General features: G+C 57.9%; 28 protein-coding genes. All 28 read left to right on the forward strand.

The genetic code is table 11. The features are described from left to right. Positions 1-86 precede the first annotated feature (86 nt). The 28 genes from DC3_RS13810 to DC3_RS13935 all read left to right on the forward strand — a co-directional run bounded on the left by DC3_RS13810 (position 87) and on the right by DC3_RS13935 (position 17,426). Complete coding sequence (locus DC3_RS13810; protein ID WP_146885236.1) at positions 87-317, forward strand: hypothetical protein; 231 nt, start codon at positions 87-89, stop codon at positions 315-317. Then, the gene (locus DC3_RS13815; RefSeq protein ID WP_146885238.1) at positions 317-664 is read left to right on the forward strand and encodes a hypothetical protein; all 348 of its coding nucleotides are present in this window, start codon (positions 317-319) and stop codon (positions 662-664) included. Before DC3_RS13810 ends, DC3_RS13815 begins: the two co-directional genes overlap by 1 nt. Further along, positions 661-843, forward strand: coding sequence for a hypothetical protein (locus DC3_RS13820; protein ID WP_146885240.1), 183 nt, complete (start codon positions 661-663; stop codon positions 841-843). Before DC3_RS13815 ends, DC3_RS13820 begins: the two co-directional genes overlap by 4 nt. Continuing rightward, a complete protein-coding gene (locus DC3_RS29165; protein WP_186816033.1) occupies positions 840-998 on the forward strand; it encodes a hypothetical protein in 159 nt (52 codons plus the stop codon). The genes DC3_RS13820 and DC3_RS29165 overlap by 4 nt, the downstream gene beginning before the upstream one ends. Next, positions 998-1,633, forward strand: coding sequence for an ASCH domain-containing protein (locus DC3_RS13825; protein ID WP_222594765.1), 636 nt, complete (start codon positions 998-1,000; stop codon positions 1,631-1,633). Before DC3_RS29165 ends, DC3_RS13825 begins: the two co-directional genes overlap by 1 nt. Continuing rightward, a complete protein-coding gene (locus DC3_RS13830; RefSeq protein WP_146885244.1) occupies positions 1,630-1,902 on the forward strand; it encodes a hypothetical protein in 273 nt (90 codons plus the stop codon). The genes DC3_RS13825 and DC3_RS13830 overlap by 4 nt, the downstream gene beginning before the upstream one ends. Positions 1,903-1,951: 49 nt before the next feature. Next, positions 1,952-2,581 (forward strand): hypothetical protein, encoded by a 630-nt coding sequence (locus DC3_RS13835; RefSeq protein ID WP_146885246.1) that lies wholly within the window; start codon positions 1,952-1,954, stop codon positions 2,579-2,581. After that, entirely contained in the window at positions 2,578-2,871 is a 294-nt protein-coding gene (locus tag DC3_RS13840) for a hypothetical protein (RefSeq protein ID WP_146885248.1), read from the forward strand. The genes DC3_RS13835 and DC3_RS13840 overlap by 4 nt, the downstream gene beginning before the upstream one ends. Continuing rightward, on the forward strand, positions 2,868-3,824 hold the full coding sequence (locus DC3_RS13845; protein ID WP_146885250.1) for a helix-turn-helix domain-containing protein: 957 nt from the start codon (positions 2,868-2,870) through the stop codon (positions 3,822-3,824). Before DC3_RS13840 ends, DC3_RS13845 begins: the two co-directional genes overlap by 4 nt. Positions 3,825-3,831: 7 nt before the next feature. Beyond that, positions 3,832-4,263: a hypothetical protein gene (locus DC3_RS13850; protein ID WP_146885251.1), complete on the forward strand. Its 432-nt coding sequence runs from the start codon at positions 3,832-3,834 to the stop codon at positions 4,261-4,263. Beyond that, entirely contained in the window at positions 4,260-4,751 is a 492-nt protein-coding gene (locus DC3_RS13855) for a hypothetical protein (protein ID WP_146885253.1), read from the forward strand. The genes DC3_RS13850 and DC3_RS13855 overlap by 4 nt, the downstream gene beginning before the upstream one ends. Next, entirely contained in the window at positions 4,748-5,065 is a 318-nt protein-coding gene (locus tag DC3_RS13860) for a hypothetical protein (RefSeq protein WP_146885255.1), read from the forward strand. Before DC3_RS13855 ends, DC3_RS13860 begins: the two co-directional genes overlap by 4 nt. Further along, positions 5,062-5,442: a hypothetical protein gene (locus DC3_RS13865; RefSeq protein WP_146885257.1), complete on the forward strand. Its 381-nt coding sequence runs from the start codon at positions 5,062-5,064 to the stop codon at positions 5,440-5,442. Before DC3_RS13860 ends, DC3_RS13865 begins: the two co-directional genes overlap by 4 nt. Next, positions 5,439-5,765: a hypothetical protein gene (locus DC3_RS13870; RefSeq protein ID WP_146885259.1), complete on the forward strand. Its 327-nt coding sequence runs from the start codon at positions 5,439-5,441 to the stop codon at positions 5,763-5,765. The genes DC3_RS13865 and DC3_RS13870 overlap by 4 nt, the downstream gene beginning before the upstream one ends. Next, entirely contained in the window at positions 5,762-6,046 is a 285-nt protein-coding gene (locus DC3_RS13875; RefSeq protein WP_146885261.1) for a hypothetical protein, read from the forward strand. The genes DC3_RS13870 and DC3_RS13875 overlap by 4 nt, the downstream gene beginning before the upstream one ends. Then, complete coding sequence (locus DC3_RS13880) at positions 6,043-6,345, forward strand: hypothetical protein (protein ID WP_146885262.1); 303 nt, start codon at positions 6,043-6,045, stop codon at positions 6,343-6,345. Before DC3_RS13875 ends, DC3_RS13880 begins: the two co-directional genes overlap by 4 nt. Then, positions 6,342-6,527: a hypothetical protein gene (locus tag DC3_RS13885; protein WP_146885264.1), complete on the forward strand. Its 186-nt coding sequence runs from the start codon at positions 6,342-6,344 to the stop codon at positions 6,525-6,527. Before DC3_RS13880 ends, DC3_RS13885 begins: the two co-directional genes overlap by 4 nt. A gap of 391 nt (positions 6,528-6,918) precedes the next feature. Next, entirely contained in the window at positions 6,919-7,332 is a 414-nt protein-coding gene (locus DC3_RS13890) for a hypothetical protein (RefSeq protein WP_146885265.1), read from the forward strand. Then, the gene (locus DC3_RS13895; protein ID WP_146885267.1) at positions 7,313-8,086 is read left to right on the forward strand and encodes a terminase small subunit; all 774 of its coding nucleotides are present in this window, start codon (positions 7,313-7,315) and stop codon (positions 8,084-8,086) included. The genes DC3_RS13890 and DC3_RS13895 overlap by 20 nt, the downstream gene beginning before the upstream one ends. 9 nt (positions 8,087-8,095) lie before the next feature. After that, a complete protein-coding gene (locus DC3_RS13900; protein ID WP_146885269.1) occupies positions 8,096-8,428 on the forward strand; it encodes a hypothetical protein in 333 nt (110 codons plus the stop codon). Between the two features lie 63 nt (positions 8,429-8,491). Next, a complete protein-coding gene (terL, locus tag DC3_RS13905) occupies positions 8,492-9,856 on the forward strand; it encodes a phage terminase large subunit (protein WP_146885270.1) in 1,365 nt (454 codons plus the stop codon). Further along, positions 9,853-11,250: a phage portal protein gene (locus DC3_RS13910; RefSeq protein WP_146885272.1), complete on the forward strand. Its 1,398-nt coding sequence runs from the start codon at positions 9,853-9,855 to the stop codon at positions 11,248-11,250. Before terL ends, DC3_RS13910 begins: the two co-directional genes overlap by 4 nt. 2 nt (positions 11,251-11,252) lie before the next feature. Next, the gene (locus DC3_RS13915) at positions 11,253-12,932 is read left to right on the forward strand and encodes a putative phage head morphogenesis protein (protein ID WP_146885274.1); all 1,680 of its coding nucleotides are present in this window, start codon (positions 11,253-11,255) and stop codon (positions 12,930-12,932) included. Then, on the forward strand, positions 12,914-13,075 hold the full coding sequence (locus DC3_RS29170) for a hypothetical protein (protein WP_186816034.1): 162 nt from the start codon (positions 12,914-12,916) through the stop codon (positions 13,073-13,075). Before DC3_RS13915 ends, DC3_RS29170 begins: the two co-directional genes overlap by 19 nt. A gap of 459 nt (positions 13,076-13,534) precedes the next feature. After that, positions 13,535-14,014, forward strand: coding sequence for a hypothetical protein (locus DC3_RS13920; protein WP_146885275.1), 480 nt, complete (start codon positions 13,535-13,537; stop codon positions 14,012-14,014). Position 14,015: 1 nt separating this feature from the next. Beyond that, positions 14,016-14,741, forward strand: coding sequence for a hypothetical protein (locus DC3_RS13925; RefSeq protein ID WP_146885277.1), 726 nt, complete (start codon positions 14,016-14,018; stop codon positions 14,739-14,741). Then, positions 14,738-15,031 (forward strand): hypothetical protein, encoded by a 294-nt coding sequence (locus DC3_RS13930; RefSeq protein WP_146885279.1) that lies wholly within the window; start codon positions 14,738-14,740, stop codon positions 15,029-15,031. Before DC3_RS13925 ends, DC3_RS13930 begins: the two co-directional genes overlap by 4 nt. Before the next feature lie 67 nt (positions 15,032-15,098). Further along, on the forward strand, positions 15,099-17,426 hold the full coding sequence (locus tag DC3_RS13935) for a hypothetical protein (protein ID WP_146885280.1): 2,328 nt from the start codon (positions 15,099-15,101) through the stop codon (positions 17,424-17,426). The last annotated feature ends 50 nt before the right edge of the window (positions 17,427-17,476 follow it).

Here is a 17,476-nt window from a genome sequence, read left to right on the forward strand (position 1 = left end):
GCGCATTCATCCAGGAGGAACCAGAGCCCTGAAAAGGGCAGCCCCCAGAGAGGCCTAATTCTCTGGGGGCGAAAGGACAAACTGATATGACCCATCTTACCACACGCACCCACCGCATGCCCGCCCCACGGTACGGCTTTTCCACTGCTGCCGTAACCCTTCGCGCCCTGGAAGAACTGGCCGATGGCCCGGGCCTGAGCGCTGAGCAGGTTGCCCTGATGATCCTCTGCAAAGAGCAGCTGGGGCTGCCCATCGCCTACAGCACCTACACCAAGGACGTGCTGAACGTGCTCAGTCAAATGAAAGCAGGTGCTTGATGCCCTACATCTCTGAACAAGGTTGGAACCAGATCATGGCAGCAGTGGAGAAAGACATGCCCTCTGCAAAGCAAGAGGCAGGCCTTCCCCTTCACACCCTGCATTCCCGTTGCGAGATGGTCACCGAGCATCTGCACCACGGCTGCACCCTGCAGGTGGATGCTGGGACAGTCACTGTCTTCGAAGACGGGGAGCCCCTGTTCACTGTGCCTGAAGTCTTCATGGAGGATGTGGACACTGCCATTCAGGTGGTGAACAGCATGATCACCGTGTACTTCGAGGCATGGAGTGACGCCTATCAGGAGGGGTACACCGCTGCCATTGAAGACCGGGATGGTGCAGCATGATCGCCTTGTGGACCCTGCTCTGGCTGTTCGGTCTGACCGTCATTTGCGCTGTCCGTGAACGCCGTCAGGAGTGGCTGGAGCAGCAGCAGCAGATTGAAGCAGCAGCTGCCCGCAACACCAGCACCCTGCCCACCGTGCCCTGGTCCAGAGGCCTGCAATTCAGGCGGTGGCGCAGATGACCTGGGCCATTGGAGTCATCTTTTTCTTCATTGCCTTCGGGATCGTGGGCATCTGGATCTGCTGCCTGGAAACCCAGGAGCAGGCCATCACTCCAGAGCAGTACGCCCAGTTGCCCGATCAGGACCGCATGGACCAGTTGGAGAGGTGGCGCTGATGAAAAGCAGACCCATCCTCTTCAGTGCTCCCATGGTCAAAGCCATTCTGGAAGGCCGCAAGACCCAGACCAGACGCCTGATCAAGTTTGTGGCCCCCTCAGGCAACATCAGTTACCGCAGGCCTGCTGGAGATCCCCTGATCACAGAAACCCAGAACACCCAGGGCTACACCACCCGCACCGTACCGGAAGGCCTGATGCTCCAGTGCCCCTATCAGGTGGGGGATCAACTGTGGGTCAGAGAAAACCTTCGACTGGATGCGGCAGGCTTCTGGGTGTATGCCGCTGATCGTGCCCTGGTAGAGTTTGATCCAGAACATGAGGCAGCTGCCCTGGTGTGGGCAGACCACAAGGACAAAGAACATTGCCCTTCCATCCACATGCCCAGGTGGGCGTCCAGAATTCTGCTGGAAATCACAGAGGTCAGAGCGCAACAACTGCGAAAGATCTCTGAAGAGGATGCCCTTCAGGAAGGCATCCATGAGGACCTGCTTCCTGCTCACCTCAGGTACGGCAAGGAACTGCCCAGCCCTCAACACGCCTTCGGGCACCTGTGGGAATCCATCAATGGCAAAGGCAGCTGGGATGCCAACCCCTGGGTGTGGGCCATCACCTTCAAGCGGGTGAAGCCATGAGCCCCCTCGCATGGATTCTGCACCAGTACACCCAGGCCCAGCGCGATGAGTGGGTTCTCAATGCTCTGGCTCTGGGTGTGGAGCCCATGGACCTGCTGACCGCTGAGGAAATGCAGGTCCTGGAGATTCGCCTGCATCCCGATCTGCCTGCTGCCATCACTGCAGAGGAAGAGTTCTGGCAGGAGCTGGACCAGATCCACGATCAGCCTGTCCCCTCTGACCTGCCCCTGCCCTACTCCCGTGACGCCCTGATGGGCACTGCTGCCTGACCTCTCCCCCTCCCCAGGCTCGGGGAGGGATCACCTGTTGGAGTACACCATGACTGAAACCAAGCTCCTGCCATACGTCATTTTCGGCATCGCCATCACCCAGGTGACCATTCAGGAAACCAAGAAGCTGGGCTGGGTTCTGGTCTGCAAGACCAAACCCCGACAGCACAACACCGAAGACATGGTGTTCGATGGCAGTGCCTTGATCACCATGCTCCGCGCCAAGTTCGAGGCAGGCCTGAAGCTGTCCGTGAAAACCGTCTGGTCACAGGACCGCATCATGATCCCCTGCACACTGAAGGGGAACACCACCATCAGTGAGGACGCGCTGACCCAGTGGAACATCCTGATCCGGGAAGATGACTTCAACAAAACCGGAGTGGACCCGATGGAACTTCGGGACCTGAGCACCATCTGCCACCTGGAATGCACCCTGAAGCAGGCACCACTGGAGATGAAAGAGACAGAGGAAGTGAAGCCTGCTGTCCCGGTGAAACGTCCCTGGAAGTCTGCTGTGCCGGTGGCTGAAGTGGACACCAAGTTGCAGCTGGAGATGGACCGCTTCATGGATGAGGGCTGCCCGAATGACCCTGAAGGATTCTGGGAACGGCAACTGGACGCCTTCTTTGAGAGCCTGGAGCAGGCCTACCCCACCGGGGAAGGTGGCGAATCTGCATGAGCCTGCAAGGAATCCTCAGCAAGGCCATCAAGGACGCCCGCTCCACCGGGTACACCCAGCAGGTGAACCTGCAGAACGGACTGAAGATCCGGGTGCGGGTGCAAGCCACGCTGCTGCAGTTCTGCCTTTACCGCAAGGACCAGAACCCCAGTGAGTTGGAAGGCAAGACCGTGGCGAAACACGCTGGGCTGGCAGAGGGAACCTACTCCCTCTCCTGGTCCCACAGCAATGACGGCAAACGTCAGTTTCTGGTGATCGATCAGACCATGCCGGGGCTGGTGCAACCATGAGCATCCAGATCATGACCGAAGTGTGGTCTGAATCCAAACACAAAGGGTCTGAACTGCTGACCCTGATTGCCATTGCTGACATGGCGAACGAGCACGGTGAAGCTTATCCCTCTGTGGGCTACATTGCCCGCAAGATCCGCATGACCCCCAGGAACACCCAGAAGATCCTGCAGAAGCTGGAAGCCAGTGGTGAACTGGTTACCCGTGAAGGTGCTGGGAGGAACGGCACCAATCTTTACCGGGTGATCACCAAGAACACCCTGAAGTTCCTGACCCCTGAGGAAGTGGCGCTGCTGGATGCTGCCCGCAAGGGGGGCGAAAAGAATTCAGGGGTGAACGCTGGGACAGGGGCGAAAAAAATTCAGGGGGGTGAACCCGGTGACAGGGGGGGGATGAACCCCAGTTCAGGGGAGGGGGTGAACGCTGGGACAGGGGAGGGGGCGAACCCCAGTTCACCCAAAACGTCAGTTGAATCATCAGTTGAATCGTCAGTAGAAGCAGAAGAGGAAACCACTGCTGCTGCCCCTCAAGTTCAGAAAGTTCAAACACCCCAAAACAGTCAAGCCCCTGCTCTCCCCTCTCAGGGACCAGAGGGCAAACCTGCAAGTGCTGGGATTCAGACCAACGCAGTTCAGGAAATTCCGGGGGCCGCGCCCGCCGGTGAAGTGGACCCTGAGACCACCGTGCAGCTGAACAAACTCTTCGGGTCCATGTTGCAGGACATGCTGGATGATCCTGCTGCTCTGGTCACCAGAACCGACTGGTTCAAGATCCCGGTGGCCCGCTTTCAGGAGCTACTGGAGGAAGTGAAACGCACCTGCCGCGCTTCCAACGGGCTCAAGAAACCCAGAACCGAAATGAAGTTTGTGCTGGATGCAGAGGTGGGTCGCATCACCAAACCTGAGCCCGCGAAGTCTTCCCGTGCTGCTGCCCTGTCCGGGCTGAAACTGTGAGGCCGTCATGCAAACCCTGAAACAATCCCTCCAGCAGGTCACCCGAACCCTTCGCATTCAGAAACCCCAGGCTCCCCTGCCTCAGGTGGTGGGTCAACCCCTCACCGAATGCCCGCACTGTGGTGCTCCCAGGGTCACCATCGAAGTGGAGGGTGTGGGTTCCTTCCAGATTCTGCAGGATGCTTGCTGCAACCCCAGAGCGTTCGAGGTGGTGCAGGGGAAACTCCAGACTGCCTTCGACATCCTGACCAGTGTGGAGGATCAAAACACCCTGATCGAGCATGCCCGTGGTCTGATGGAGCACCTGACTCCAGAACAGCGCACCCAGGTGAATGAGCACCTGATCCCCACGCTGGAAGCCCAGCTGCGCACTGCAGAGGAGCGGCAGAAGCAGCAGCCGAATGCCAGAGGCCCACGCTCTGGGGAGGTGGCAGGGTGACCCATGCCGAACTCGTTCAGTATGCAGAAAAGTGGTTGTCCAGCCGGGTGGGATTCTCATTCAATGATCGCATGAGGGCTTACACCCAGGAGTTCCCTGACGTGATTGGGTTCAGGCAGTGGTGGACTGTGATTATTGAATGCAAGATCAGTCGCGCAGACTTCCTTGCTGATGCCAAGAAACCTCACCGTGTCAGAGTTCAACAGGGAATTCGCAAGGGGATGGGCAATTACCGCCTGTATGCCTGCCCCACCGGGTTGATCAAGCCTGAGGAACTGCCTGAAAAATGGGGGTTGCTTTACTTCAGTGAAGGCGGCAGGTGCAAAGCAATCATCAACCCACTGGACATGCAGGGTGCGGTTTTACGTGCACCTTATGTTTTTGACGCTGACCGTCAGGAAGAGATGAACATGATGTACAGCGCTCTGAGACGCCTGCATTTGAGGGGGCGCATCCCGGAAATTTATGGACCTGGGTGGCAAGAATGAGCACCACCCAGCCCCTGTTGTTTGCTCCTGCTGTCACTGCTGATCAGGTCTTTCAGCACCTGCAAGCTCACACAGCATGGTGGGCAGTGTGGACCTTTGTTGAAGTGCTCCAGAAGAATTCCCCCACCCCGCTGAAAAGCAAGAAGGCTGCCACTCTGTGGGTTCTGAAGCACTACACCGAAGATGTGATCAGGAATTTGCAGAAGGGTGCAACGCTTCCTTCCCTGATTGAGGCCTGTGAGGACAGGCATGTGCTGGATCTGGCTGCCTACATCAGTGAGCATTGGGACGTGCTGAAGGCAGGTGGGGAGTGACCCTCTCCACTGTCCCCAGCACTCCCCTTTATCCCTTTCTCCAGATCAACCTCCTGCCTTTTCCAGGGCAGGGGGTGTCTGGCAAGACCCTCACCAAACCCAACCTGCAGAGGTGGGAGCAGCAGCGGCAGCAGCAGGCCTGGGAATCCCTGCAGAAGACCACCCGCATGGTGATCACTGGACTCCAGCGGGCTGGGCTTCTGGTCCGGGAAGACGGGTGGCGGCATGTGATGACCGCAAGCCTGACCAATTCCCGCACCTGCGAAACGGTCACCATCTACAAAGCCTTCTTCTTTCTGGAAGGCGTTGCTGCCTTCCAGACCGTGGGCGGCACAGGCCTGCCGGACCCCATCATCGGAAAGGACTGGTCCAAATGATCCAGGGCAACGTGCGCAACAAGATTCAGGAAGAAATCAAAGAACTCATCCGCTTTGCAAGCAACTTCGAGCAGGTCACTTTCCAATACAGCAAAACCCTGGAGCCCGATGAGACCATGTTCGGGGGTTTCTTCACCATCAAAACCGCTGACCCCCTGATGTCCATCCTGTCCTACCAGAAGATCAGTGAGGTGGTGGGCAAGTTCCCCATGTACCTGGGGATTGACCTTGCCAAGAACCTGGAGGGTGATCAGGAAGTGTCGATCATCATCAAGGAAACCCAGGGCTTCTTCATTCCTCAGAGCACCACCAACAAGGCATGAACATGAAGAGACGTTACTGGGTGCGGTTTCTGGCAGACGGCAGCAAGCCTATGATGCCCACCGCTGGCTTCTACTTCGAGGTCATTCGGGAACTGCCTGATGGTCGGGTGGTTCTGGTGGCATGGGTGGAAGCCTTCAATGAACTGTGGTGCAGGAATCTGATCACAAGCCCTTACCTGTTCCCAGAGGCAGAGTTTGAATTCTGCTTGGAGGTGGGAGAGGACTGGACACCTGAGAGCAGACACCCAGGTCTGGAATTGCTTGTGGTGGAGGTTGCATGAAGAACTTACAAGATGCAGTGGACAGGGTTCTTATTCATGGGGACGCCTTCAATGCACAGGAAGTCAGCCAGATTGCCAAGTGGCTTCAGCCCCCTATCCAGGATCTGGAAGATCTGGGGTATGACCGCTGCAAGATTTACGACTACTGCAGGCAACGGGATGTCACTGTGGGCCACGTTCACCACCTGATCACCAGTGGTAAGAACCGCCTCAGGTCCCTCAAGAAATCCCAGGCAGTTGCCCCCACCCCGAAGCAGAAGTTCAAGAAACCCGGACACCCCAACAGGAGGAAACGGTGAAACCGAAGCGCATCGCGTACACCTTTGATGAGCGGTCCTACACAGACTCGCTGGCTGATCACCACAACCAACAGCAAGAATCCACTGTGGTGATCAAGAACCCGCAGACTGGTGAAGAAAGAACGGTCACCATCCCCCACCTGGGCAAGCGTTGCCCTCACTGTGGGCGGGTGATCAAGTGAAACGCATGACTGAAGGGGAGTGGCAGCAGTGGCAGAGAGCTTGTCTGCAGTCTGCCCGCGCTTTTGGGAGATCCATCAGCACCACAGAAATGGAGCAACTGGCAGAACGCATGGGGTGCATCCCACCCCATTACCCTCCCACCCCAGAAGAGATGACTGCTCAGATGTTGCGCAACCAACAAAGCACCTATCACGTCAGAAAGAAAGGGAAGCGTAAGTTTTTCCGTTCATGATTGAAGGTACAGGCTCGTACCTTCTGTAGCATCTCCAGCCCTCTCACACTCCAGGGAAGAAGAGTGATATGACAGCAACCGCCGCACCCCGCAAACGTCAGATCCCAGTTGCTAGAATGGAATCAACGCGCCTCCAGGCCGATCTCAAAGGAGAAAGCATGGGGCGCATTGTCATACCGGGAAGACCACAAAGCAGACCCGACACCAGTAAGGGCATGGAGTACAAGGAACAGATCCAGCGCTTGATGGCTGAGCAGCTGGGTGGAATCCTCCTGTTCCCAGAAGCCATGCTCACCCTCTCTGCCACCCTGTACTACTCTGTGCCGGATGGGGCCCCTGATGACCTGCCCAGCATGCCCAGGCGCTGGCCTGAGTTCTCAATCCCCAGGCCTGACCACGCCATGTGCATCATCCTCTCAGCCCTCAAAGGCAGCCTGTACAGCAGCAGTGAGCAGGTCTCCCCCATGAGTGTGAACCGGATTGTGCAACCGGGCCACCTGCTGGAAGCCACCTGGGGATACGACTGCAGGAGAGGACTCGCGGTGATCGAGTATGGACCAGCCACCCACTGACCCCACCCCAGTTGAAACCTACGAAGAAGCAGCAGCAACCCTCAAACCCCGGCAAAGGAAGTTTGTGGAGGCCTACCTGCAGCACTTCAATGGGAGTCGGGCAGCCAGAGAAGTGGGGGTGAGTGAAGCCAGTTGCCGGGTGCAGGCCCACGACTGGCTTACAAACCCTAACATCCAGCGGGTGGTGGAACTGGGCATGCAGCGTCACGGCATGGGGAAATATGAGGTTCTGGCGCGGCAGCAGGCCATTGCCAGAGCGACCATTGAGGACTTCATTTCCATTCGGAAGTTCATTGGGTTTGAAGAGAAACTTCTCCCTGCTGTTGAGGCTCTGGACGCCATCCGCGATGAGATGGCAATCCTGATGGATGAGCTGGATTCTGCCTCAGAAGAGAGGGCCGAAGAGATCAAACAGGAACTCAAACACTACCGGCGTGAGGAACTGAAGGCAGACCGGGCCTGCAAGCGGGACCCCAGCACAAAGATCAGGGTGGGTCTGGAGCGGGTGGAGACCTGGGCTCAGGAGATTGATTTGAAGAAAGCAGAAGAACGGGGCGTCCTGCACCTGCTGAAGAGTGCCAAGAAGACCGCAGATGGTGGCCTGCAGATCACCCTTTATGACAGCCAGAAGGCACTGGAATGGTTCGGGGACCATTACGGGCTGACCTCCAAGAGCGTGAAGCTGGGAGACCCAGACGGGAAACCACTGGCACCCGGCACGGTCCTGATCCTCCCCAGCAACGGCAGAGACTAGGAGACGAACATGCCCTACCGAAAGAGCGAATACAGACAACTGACTGCAGCAGAGGCCCGTGAAAGATTTTCCCTTGCCAAGCAAGAACGGGAGCATCTGAACACTGCTCGAATTCTTGATGAAATCATGGAGCGCATCCACAATGTCACAGGGCTGGAAACAGCAGGCTCCATTGCTGGGCCACGACTGCAGATCATCGTCAAAGAAATGGCTCCAGCAGTGAGGCAGAAGCTGGAAGACTTGGGTTACCAGATCATTGAACATGAGTTCGTTCGGGAAGACCCTGACACCCAGGAGGAAACAGATCGGTTCGGGCATTGGGTTATCAGTTGGGAGAACTGACGTAAACTGAAACCATCTGATCCCCTCAGGGAAGCGCACCGCACTGGTGCACCTGAGGGGATCATGCCTGTAGAGATACGCCCACAACCCGGACCCCAGACACTCTTCTTCCAGAGTGCCGCTGACATTGTGATTTACGGTGGGGCAGCAGGTGGGGGCAAGAGCTGGGCGCTGCTGGCTGAACCCCTCAGGCACATCCACAACCCGCACTTCGGGGCCACCCTCTTCAGGCGTCTGGATGCAGACGTTTACTCAGAGGGTGGCTTGTGGGATGAGGCCATGAAGATCTACCCCATGTTCGGTGGGGTTCCCAACGGGGATGGTTACTTCAAGTTCCCCAGCGGGGCAACGGTGTCTTTCGGGCACCTGCAGCATGAGAACACCAAGTACCGCTATCAGGGAGCACAGATCCCCCTGATCGAGCTGGATGAGCTGACCCACTTCACCCGCGATCAGTTCTGGTACATGCTCTCCCGGAACCGGTCCACGTGCGGGGTCAGGCCTTACGTGCGGGCATCCACCAACCCAGACGCTGACAGCTGGGTGGCGGAGTTCATTCACTGGTGGATCGATGAGGAAGGCTTTGCCATTCCTGACCGGTCTGGAGTGGTGCGGTACCTCCTGAAAGATGGGGACCACATGAACTGGGGCAGCACCCCAGAGGAAGTGCTGTCGCGTGTGCCGGACTCTGACCCGGAAGACGTTCTGTCTGTCACCTTCATCAGTGCCAAGCTGGAAGACAACAAGATCCTGATGGAGAAAGACCCCAAATACCGGGGCAGGTTGAAAGCCCAGTCCTTTGTGGAGCGGGCCAGACTGCTGGGTGGGAACTGGAAGGTCAGGTTCACTGCAGGCAACGTCTTCCGGCGTGACTGGTTCACCATCATCAGCCCAGCCCAGGTCCCCAAAGGCCTGCGCATGATCCGGTACTGGGATCTTGCAGCCACAGAGAAAAAAGCGGGCAACGATCCCGACTGGACCACCGGCACCCTTATGGGTGTGGATGAGCACGGCATCTATTACGTGCTGGATGTGGTCAGACTCAGAGGCACCCCGCTGGAAGTGGAAACCGCCATCATCGAAACCGCCCACGATGACGGCAAGCGGGTGGAGATCCACATCACCCAGGAGCCTGGAAGCTCAGGGAAGTTCGTGCTGTCCCACTTCACCCGCCACCCTGAACTGAAGGGGTACATCGTCAAAGGGGACCGGGAGACCGGCAGCAAGCTTGAGCGGGCCAAGCCCTTCAGTGCCCAGTGCGAAGCCGGGAACGTGAAGGTGCTCAGGGGGTTGTGGAATGAGGCATGGCTGAACGAACTTCAAGGGTTCCCGGATGGGACACATGACGACATGGTGGACAGCGCATCAGGGGCGTTCAGGAAACTGCCCCGTGCAGGCCGCATCAAAACCAAGGGAGAAGCAGCATGAGACGAATTGCAGGAGAGGCAGTGGCAGCAGCAGTGGGCAGCAGAGAGCTGGAGTTCCGTGTTGAAGGCATGACCATCAGCCCGGAGACAGAGCAGAGTCGGGCAGCAAGCACCGCAAATTACACCCTGATCCCGTGGCCTCTGGACCCAGAGAAGCTGATCGATTACTGGTATGGGAACCCATGGCTGGCAGCGGTGGGCAACCTGATTGCAGATGCACTGGCAGGGGCAAGCATCGAGCTTTCTGCCAGAGAGAGCAGCACAGACGGCACCCCCCTCTCAGAACCCAGTCAGGACGAATACAGACGGGGCATCCAGTGGCTGACCCGCTCAAACTTCGCCATGGATGGGGTCTCTCCCCTGGACGTGCACGGGTTCATCCGCAGCGTGTTCACTGCCCTGGACCAGACCGGCAATGCTTTCGTGGAAACCCTCAGGAACATGGCCGCCAACGAATTCCACGGGCTCAGTGTGCTGCTGCCCCAGTTCGTCCGGTATGAGGTCACCAAGGCAGGACAGCAGACCACCATCAACCTCTACCAGATGGACCCTTACCTGGGTGAATTCAGGTATGTGCAGTTCGGGCGCAGAGACAAGGGCAACGCAGAGACCCGGGAATTTCTGCATGTCCGGCACACCAACACCGTCAGCAGCTTCTATGGCCTGCCCGCATGGTTGCCTGCCAGAGACAGCGTGGCCGTGGACAACTCGCACAGAACCTACCTGAAGGGCTTCTTCACCAACCATGCAGCACCCCGCTGGATGATCACCATCACCGAAGAGATCCCAGAAGGTGGATCGAGCAGCGCCACAGAGGATGATCTGGAGAAGATCTACCAACTGGTGAAGAACTACCTGGGAGCCAACAAAGGGGACATGGCAGGCAGGAACCTGGTGCTGCAATACCCAGGTGGCATCAAAGTGGAAGCCACTCCGCTGGACATCAAGATCGAGGACCCCACCTTCAAGGAAACCTCCAGAAACGCACGGGATGAAATTTTGGCAGTACGCCATGTGTCCCTGATTGATCTGGGTCTGCCAGAGGGGGGTTACCGGGCCACCGCTGAAACCCAGTCAGGCAACTTCAGACAGCAGGTGCTGGAGCCATCCCTTGCACCCATCCTGCGCTTGCTGAATGAAGTCTTGCATGCTCCAGCCCCATACGGACTGGGCATCACCCAGTGGGATGTCACCGCCAAGTTCGAGCGGGTGGAAGACCTGCTGAAGAAATTCGAGGCACTGTTTAAGGCCACGGGTGTGCCCTTCCTCAAACCCAATGAGGCCAGACAGATCATCGGGTATGAAGCCGTGGATGGTGGGGATGATGTTTACATTCCCAGCAGCAGCACCCCCATGAGCGTGAACATCCCAGAGAGCCCCATCGACGGGAACTGATCATGCCTGTTCTGCAGCGCAGGGCAAAGTTCATTTCAGAAGCAGAGTTGCAGCGGGCCAGTCGGGTGCATATCGCCCGTCTGGAAGCCGCCGTGCAGAAGTATGCCCCCAGACTCTGGGAGCTTGCATCTGCCCACCTGATCAGGTGGCTCAGGTATGTCCTCTCCAGACTGGCTGCCCGCTACCCACAGTACCGTGCGGATGGGGATGAGATGCTGACCGCCATCCTCTCCCAGCTCTCCAAGGGATTTTCAGATCCAGATCTGTCCCCTGCCCTCAGGGACATGTGGCGCAGCAGCATTGAAGGGTACTTTCTGGCCACAGACCCACGGGCCCAGGAGATCGAAGAGTACACCAGACGCATGATCGAAAATGACCTGGGAGAATACTGGAAGAACCTCACAGACCCTGGCACTCTGGCCCGCAAGATCACCAAGTGGAGGGAACAGGGCAAAGGGTATGAGGATGTCAGCAGGCAGCTGGGCATGGAGGTGATGGCCCAGGATCTGGAGAAGCAGTACCGCACCGGGTATTACACGGCTGAACGGTTGGTACGCACCACTTACAATGCCAGTGCCAACTTTGTGGCAATGAAGCAGCTGCAGCAGCAGGGTTACACCCACAAGCAATGGATCACCGCACGGGATGCCCGGGTGCGTGGGGCAGGGAAAGTCAAAAGTCCGTACAGCCATGTTTTCATGGAGGGCAAGACGGTTCCCATTGATGACCCTTTTGTGACCAGAGAGAACTTCAGAATGATGTTCCCAGGGGACCGCTCCAAAGGTGCACCCATCGGGCACGTCATTCATTGTCGCTGCACTGTGATAGGGATCATTCAAGAAGGGGCCAGACCTTCCAGACCCACTGCGCAGCAGCCCATCCAGACCCCTGCACCCAGACCCAGCAGGCCCACACCTGCACCACCGGCACCCACCCCGGTACCGCAACCTGTCTTCACCCCTCCCCCACCACCCAGGCCTGCACCACCCCAGAGACCCACGCCCGCACCTGCCACTCCTGCTGCCACTGGTCCCAGCATCAGGTCAGCCATCCAGAACAAAGAGCGGGGCAACAAAACCGCTCAGGCCATCGAAACGGCCATGTCCCGCATTGACCAGGTGCACACCTTCAAGAGTGGATCGCGCCCCATCCCCATCAGGCGGGCCAGTCTCGGAGGCAGCAGGCAAGGGGCATTCTCTTACACCAACAAAGGCAGACCGGTGGAAATCCGCATTGACCCCAAAGCCCAGCACCCTGATCTGACTGCAGTGCATGAGATCGGGCACTACCTTGATCTGGAAGGCTTTGGATCTGGCAGGAAAGTTGCCGCGTCAGATCCACGCCTGAAGGAATTCCGGGATGCTGCCATGGACAGCGAAGCCGTGCGGGAACTCAGGCAAATGCGCTACAGCCCATGGCTGGAGGTGGATGGAGAGCAGTACGAAACCCCAGTCCGGCACCTGACTTATCTGCTGGACATGGATGAGATCTGGGCACGGGCGTATGCTCAATTCATCGCAGAGGAAACCGGTGATCCCACTCTGCTCATGCAGATTCGGGATGTGATCACCGATGACTTCGGGCCTGTGCGTTACACCCAGTGGACAGAAGCTGATTTTGCACCCATTCGCGCTGCCATACGAAAATACCTGGAGGTGATGGGATGGCTGAAAAAATCCTGACCGAACAAATGTTAAAGCGCTGGAGCATCAAACGCATCCAGAAGGAATTCCCTGGGTTACGTCTGGAAACCATCCAGAAGATGAAAAAGGTTGCCATCAGCAAACCTGATCAGGTGGAAGTGAAAGATATTCTACGCAAGTAAAAAGTGGCCCGTACGGGCCACTTCAAATTTATAGCATTCAGGATTTGGTGCAGGACCACCAGTTTCTGAGAACTGTAGTGGAATATCGGTCACCCTCTGTGCAGATTTCCTTGAATCGTTCGATGGTTTCATAATGTGTGCAGGTGTACTTGTACCCACCGGAGTATGAAACACTGGTTTCGATGACATAAGTTCGGGTGCCCAGGCTGATTGGGCCTCCGCTGCAGACAGCAAAAGCAGTGGGTGTAAGAAGGGCCAAAATACAGATCAACTTTTTCATAATTTCACCTCCACGAAATCGTAACACAATTGAAATATTTACTATTCCAGGATTTCCCTTACTTGAAAACGTGGATTTCCCTGATGAATAAACTGCCATGCTAGACTGGAATCAATCACCCCAGCAGGGGCACACCAGACAGGTGCTGCACTGTGGGGTTTTCTTTTGGGAGGATCAGCATGACAGTTCTACCACGCGATGAGAACGGCGAGCCCATCCAGGTCAACGCATTCACTGATGGAGCTGGGGCCGTTGCGAAAGTCACCCCCACATCAGGCCTGCCCGTAACCCATGTACAGGCGGCCCCCACGATCTACACCATCAGTTTCGATGCTGCAGGCACCGTGTCGACTGCTGCCACATATGTATTTCTGAATGGCCTGGTGCCTGTGCGGTTGGTGGTCCCGTCTGGCTGGACCAGTGCTGACATCACGATTCAGTGCAGCGCTGACGGGGCCACCTCCTGGCGTGATTATTACGACAGCACCGGGAATGTCATCGTGCTGAAGGCAGGCGCGGGGAACCGCAGCATTGCCCTCAACCCACAAGATTTTCTGGGCCTGATGCACATCCGTCTCAGGTCGGGTCTGCCGGGCAGCACAGTGGCTCAGGTCAATGCGGTCAGTCTGACCCTCTACGCCGCGCCCATCGGGGCGTAACATGAACCCCGCACTTTTCCGCAGGACAGAGCCCACATATACCCTGCCTGCAGGGGCTGTAGCCATCTACGATTTTGTTTACGACCCTGCAAATCCCCAGCGCCTGACCGACATCAGCGGAAACGGCAACCACGGCCAGTTGGGGAGCACGTCGGGGGCAGACACTGATGATCCTGCGCCAGGACCAGATGGGTATGGGCTGATTTTTGACGCTGTGGACGATTTTGTTTCGCTGCCACTGGCACTTGGCAACCTGAGCACCTACACGTACATTTGCGCGGTGGAGCAGCTGTCCTTTCTCTCCCGCCGTCTGGTCATCGGGGGGTCCCGGACAGATGGGTCCGTGCGAAACGGGCTCTCGGTCATCACCGGCGGCATGCTGGAGCTGGACAATTATCTGCCGTCCGGTGGAGCCCTGTCCACCCCTCGGACTCTGGTGCAAAACGGAAACCAGTGCGTGGTGGCTGCCCGTCAGAACGCGGGGGTATCCCGGGCCATTTTTTGGAACAGACTGAAAATGGCAGAGGATTCCAGCCCGGAAACCTACGGTGGAGGGGCGATCGATGCGTTCCGTCTGGGCCGCAGATCAGGCAGCACAGCTGACAAGTTCCACGCCAGATACGATTACACCGTCATCTATAACCGTGCCCTGACGGATGAGGAGTACCTGCAAGCCTACCTGTACATCAGGCAGGTGTTGTGGCAGCGAGGCAGGAGGTTACCATGATTGCCGCCTTCAAACTTGAAAAATTTGAACAGCTCAGCCTCACTCAGAAAATGCGTTTTCAGCAGTGCTGCCCGGATGTTGCTTTCGGGCAGCCTGTGATCTGGCCCATCCCTGTGGGTGGCGCGGACTGGATGATGATGTCTGACCCCAGAATCACTGCTGAGGCCTGTCAGCAGATGGAGCAGGTGGCGCTGGATGTGGGATGGACCATCCCAGAGGATGCGACGTGGTTTGAGCAGATTCCCTCCTCCTGGTATCCACAGGGAGAAGAAGCTCCCGAAGACGGTTAAACCTGCTACACTGAATCCAGATGACCCCTCCAGGGGAACGCACAGAGATGTGCACCTGGAGGGGCTTATGTTTTTCAGGCGAATTCACAACCGAACACAGGTCAACACGGACCGCCACACCATCCAGCTGGAAATTCGCAGCGTGAGAGATGGCGTGGTGGTTTGTCGTGGTTCAAACGACACGGTGCGAGACAGCTTCGGCACTGTGATCACCGTGGAATCCCTGATCGGGGACTGGCTGCCTGGATTCCGGCAGCACAACACGGTCAGCCTGCAGCACAACATCCCCGTGCTCAGGGGCATCAAAGGCTCACCCCAGATCGGGGTTGCCCTGCGTGTGGACTTCAACCCCCAGTTGGAAGTGACCATCAAGGTTACCGATCCAGAAACCTTGCGCCTACTGGAAGCGGGCAAGATCGGTGGGGCTTCCCTGGAATTCCTGCCTCTCCCTGAGGGCACCCGCACCAGAGTGGCAGCAGATGGCAGCAGTGAGGAAGTGTACTACCGCCTCAGCTCTGACCCTGAGTTTTGCGGCATCTCCCTGGTGGATCTCCCCTCTGTCCCACGGGCTGACCTTCTGGCCTTCCGGGCTGACCTCCCCAACTGGGCGTTCGCCGTCATCGATCCCCGGGTTTTAAACGGGGAAATCACCGACCCCGAAATGATGAACCGCCTCAGGTGGTTTCCCCATCACGACATCCGAGCCCCCACCAGAGACGTGGACATGCGCGCCGTTGCCGAAACACTGCGCGTCCTGAATCAACCTGACAGCATCCAGATCCCACCCGAAGCATCTCTCACCAGAGAGCAAATCATCTCACAGGCAGCGGCGCACCTGTCCCGGCACACCCAGCACGGGATCGGCACCCGGACCCAGGAGGAAGTTATGGATTACAAGAAGTGGATCAAGTACCGTGTGCAGCAACTCGTGCTGGAAGGCATGAGTGCAGCCGATGCCCTGAAGAAAGCCCAGGGGGAATATGTCACCCAGCGACCCCAGCAACGGGCAGAAGTGGAAGCCCTCACTGTGGATGGCCTGGAGCTGGAAGCAGCACAACCTCAGACAGTGGTGGAGGTTCGCACCACCCAACCTGTCGCTCCTGCACAACCTGCAGAGCAACCCGCTGCCCCTGCACAGCCTGCCGCTGCTGCCACTCCTGTGGTGCACACCCCTCAGGTTGTTGCCCCCAACATCGATGTGCGCGCCCAGGTCACCGATGAGCAACTGACCCGCGCACTGTCTGCTCTGGCTGCACAGCCTGAAAACCCCATGGCTGCTATTGCTGCTGGGTTCCATGCCCGGGCCCGCCAGAATGACTTGACCCCAGAGCAGATTCTGCATGAGGCCATTGCTGCCACTGTGCTGCCTGGACTTCAGCAGCGGGAACGTGATGCTCAGGCTGTGCAGCGTGTGTACAACATCATGCAGCAGCACGGCATCCAGCAGCGCGCCCTGACCCTGGAGGCGAACGGCGCTGTGATGTATGAAGACATGGCCCGTCAGTTCATCATCCGTCCAGAGAACGACATTTACGCCCGCAACTGGTTCGGCACCCTGCCGATGGGTGGCGTGGTCACCCGTGAATTCCCCCGCATGGACCGTGGCGGCATGGCCTTCACCTGGGGCCGCAACACCAACACCACCGCCATTGCAGATGCCGGTAACCCCAACAATGACACCTTCAGCATCACCGTCCAGAACCTGGATGGTTATGTGAACATCGATGACAGCTTCGCGCTGTTCAACGCCCAGGGCACCAGTTACGTTTCCAGCAACCTGCTGCCTGCCATGCGTGGCACTGCACAGGAACAGGAAGATGCTGCGTTCTTCATGAGCACCGGGATCGCCCCATACCCCACTGCTTTCACTGGACTCCACCAGGTGGCCGGGGCCACCACCGTGACCCCCAGCACCAACGGGGACGCCTTCACCCTGGATGTGCTGGACAGCATCGTGACAGCCATGCCCACCCGCTTCCGCAAGAACCCCAGCCGCCTGAAGATCCTGCTGCCTGTGGAGCTTGCAGATGACTTCGCAAAACTGGTGCGCAACCGTGCCACCGGTGCAGGGGATGCTTACCTCGGGGCCACCCCCGCAGGGCAGGCCACCGTACCTGTGGGGCCCACCCCCATCGGGTACTACCGTCAAATCCCTGTGTATGCCGTGTACCACCTGACCATGGGTGAAACCCAGGGCACCGCCGTAGGCATTTGCGGCACTATCATGTGCATCCATCAGGACATCCCCATGATTGGGGACGCTGTGCAACTCCGCATGGAAGTGGTGCGGGAACGGGGCTTCAAGTCCATCCTGCAACTGCAGGAGTATGTCGGTCTGGGTTACCAGTTCCCGTCTGCCATCGTGCGCAGACGTGGCGTGAAACGCGCAGCTTAACCTTCCACTCTGGAGGGCAGCATGGACCTGCCCTCCACCCCCTGAATCCC

The sequence above is a fragment of the Deinococcus cellulosilyticus NBRC 106333 = KACC 11606 genome (assembly GCF_007990775.1).
Lineage (GTDB): Bacteria > Deinococcota > Deinococci > Deinococcales > Deinococcaceae > Deinococcus_C > Deinococcus_C cellulosilyticus.

What these genes read in the sequence shown, in the direction of transcription:
- DC3_RS13810 (WP_146885236.1), top strand. Translation starts at nt 87, where the DNA reads ATGACCCATCTTACCACACGCACCCACCGCATGCCCGCCCCACGGTAC.
- DC3_RS13815 (WP_146885238.1), top strand. Translation starts at nt 317, where the DNA reads ATGCCCTACATCTCTGAACAAGGTTGGAACCAGATCATGGCAGCAGTG.
- DC3_RS13820 (WP_146885240.1), top strand. Translation starts at nt 661, where the DNA reads ATGATCGCCTTGTGGACCCTGCTCTGGCTGTTCGGTCTGACCGTCATT.
- DC3_RS29165 (WP_186816033.1), top strand. Translation starts at nt 840, where the DNA reads ATGACCTGGGCCATTGGAGTCATCTTTTTCTTCATTGCCTTCGGGATC.
- DC3_RS13825 (WP_222594765.1), top strand. Translation starts at nt 998, where the DNA reads ATGAAAAGCAGACCCATCCTCTTCAGTGCTCCCATGGTCAAAGCCATT.
- DC3_RS13830 (WP_146885244.1), top strand. Translation starts at nt 1,630, where the DNA reads ATGAGCCCCCTCGCATGGATTCTGCACCAGTACACCCAGGCCCAGCGC.
- DC3_RS13835 (WP_146885246.1), top strand. Translation starts at nt 1,952, where the DNA reads ATGACTGAAACCAAGCTCCTGCCATACGTCATTTTCGGCATCGCCATC.
- DC3_RS13840 (WP_146885248.1), top strand. Translation starts at nt 2,578, where the DNA reads ATGAGCCTGCAAGGAATCCTCAGCAAGGCCATCAAGGACGCCCGCTCC.
- DC3_RS13845 (WP_146885250.1), top strand. Translation starts at nt 2,868, where the DNA reads ATGAGCATCCAGATCATGACCGAAGTGTGGTCTGAATCCAAACACAAA.
- DC3_RS13850 (WP_146885251.1), top strand. Translation starts at nt 3,832, where the DNA reads ATGCAAACCCTGAAACAATCCCTCCAGCAGGTCACCCGAACCCTTCGC.
- DC3_RS13860 (WP_146885255.1), top strand. Translation starts at nt 4,748, where the DNA reads ATGAGCACCACCCAGCCCCTGTTGTTTGCTCCTGCTGTCACTGCTGAT.
- DC3_RS13870 (WP_146885259.1), top strand. Translation starts at nt 5,439, where the DNA reads ATGATCCAGGGCAACGTGCGCAACAAGATTCAGGAAGAAATCAAAGAA.
- DC3_RS13875 (WP_146885261.1), top strand. Translation starts at nt 5,762, where the DNA reads ATGAACATGAAGAGACGTTACTGGGTGCGGTTTCTGGCAGACGGCAGC.
- DC3_RS13880 (WP_146885262.1), top strand. Translation starts at nt 6,043, where the DNA reads ATGAAGAACTTACAAGATGCAGTGGACAGGGTTCTTATTCATGGGGAC.
- DC3_RS13890 (WP_146885265.1), top strand. Translation starts at nt 6,919, where the DNA reads ATGGGGCGCATTGTCATACCGGGAAGACCACAAAGCAGACCCGACACC.
- DC3_RS13895 (WP_146885267.1), top strand. Translation starts at nt 7,313, where the DNA reads ATGGACCAGCCACCCACTGACCCCACCCCAGTTGAAACCTACGAAGAA.
- DC3_RS13900 (WP_146885269.1), top strand. Translation starts at nt 8,096, where the DNA reads ATGCCCTACCGAAAGAGCGAATACAGACAACTGACTGCAGCAGAGGCC.
- terL (WP_146885270.1), top strand. Translation starts at nt 8,492, where the DNA reads ATGCCTGTAGAGATACGCCCACAACCCGGACCCCAGACACTCTTCTTC.
- DC3_RS13910 (WP_146885272.1), top strand. Translation starts at nt 9,853, where the DNA reads ATGAGACGAATTGCAGGAGAGGCAGTGGCAGCAGCAGTGGGCAGCAGA.
- DC3_RS13915 (WP_146885274.1), top strand. Translation starts at nt 11,253, where the DNA reads ATGCCTGTTCTGCAGCGCAGGGCAAAGTTCATTTCAGAAGCAGAGTTG.
- DC3_RS29170 (WP_186816034.1), top strand. Translation starts at nt 12,914, where the DNA reads ATGGCTGAAAAAATCCTGACCGAACAAATGTTAAAGCGCTGGAGCATC.
- DC3_RS13920 (WP_146885275.1), top strand. Translation starts at nt 13,535, where the DNA reads ATGACAGTTCTACCACGCGATGAGAACGGCGAGCCCATCCAGGTCAAC.
- DC3_RS13925 (WP_146885277.1), top strand. Translation starts at nt 14,016, where the DNA reads ATGAACCCCGCACTTTTCCGCAGGACAGAGCCCACATATACCCTGCCT.
- DC3_RS13930 (WP_146885279.1), top strand. Translation starts at nt 14,738, where the DNA reads ATGATTGCCGCCTTCAAACTTGAAAAATTTGAACAGCTCAGCCTCACT.
- DC3_RS13935 (WP_146885280.1), top strand. Translation starts at nt 15,099, where the DNA reads ATGTTTTTCAGGCGAATTCACAACCGAACACAGGTCAACACGGACCGC.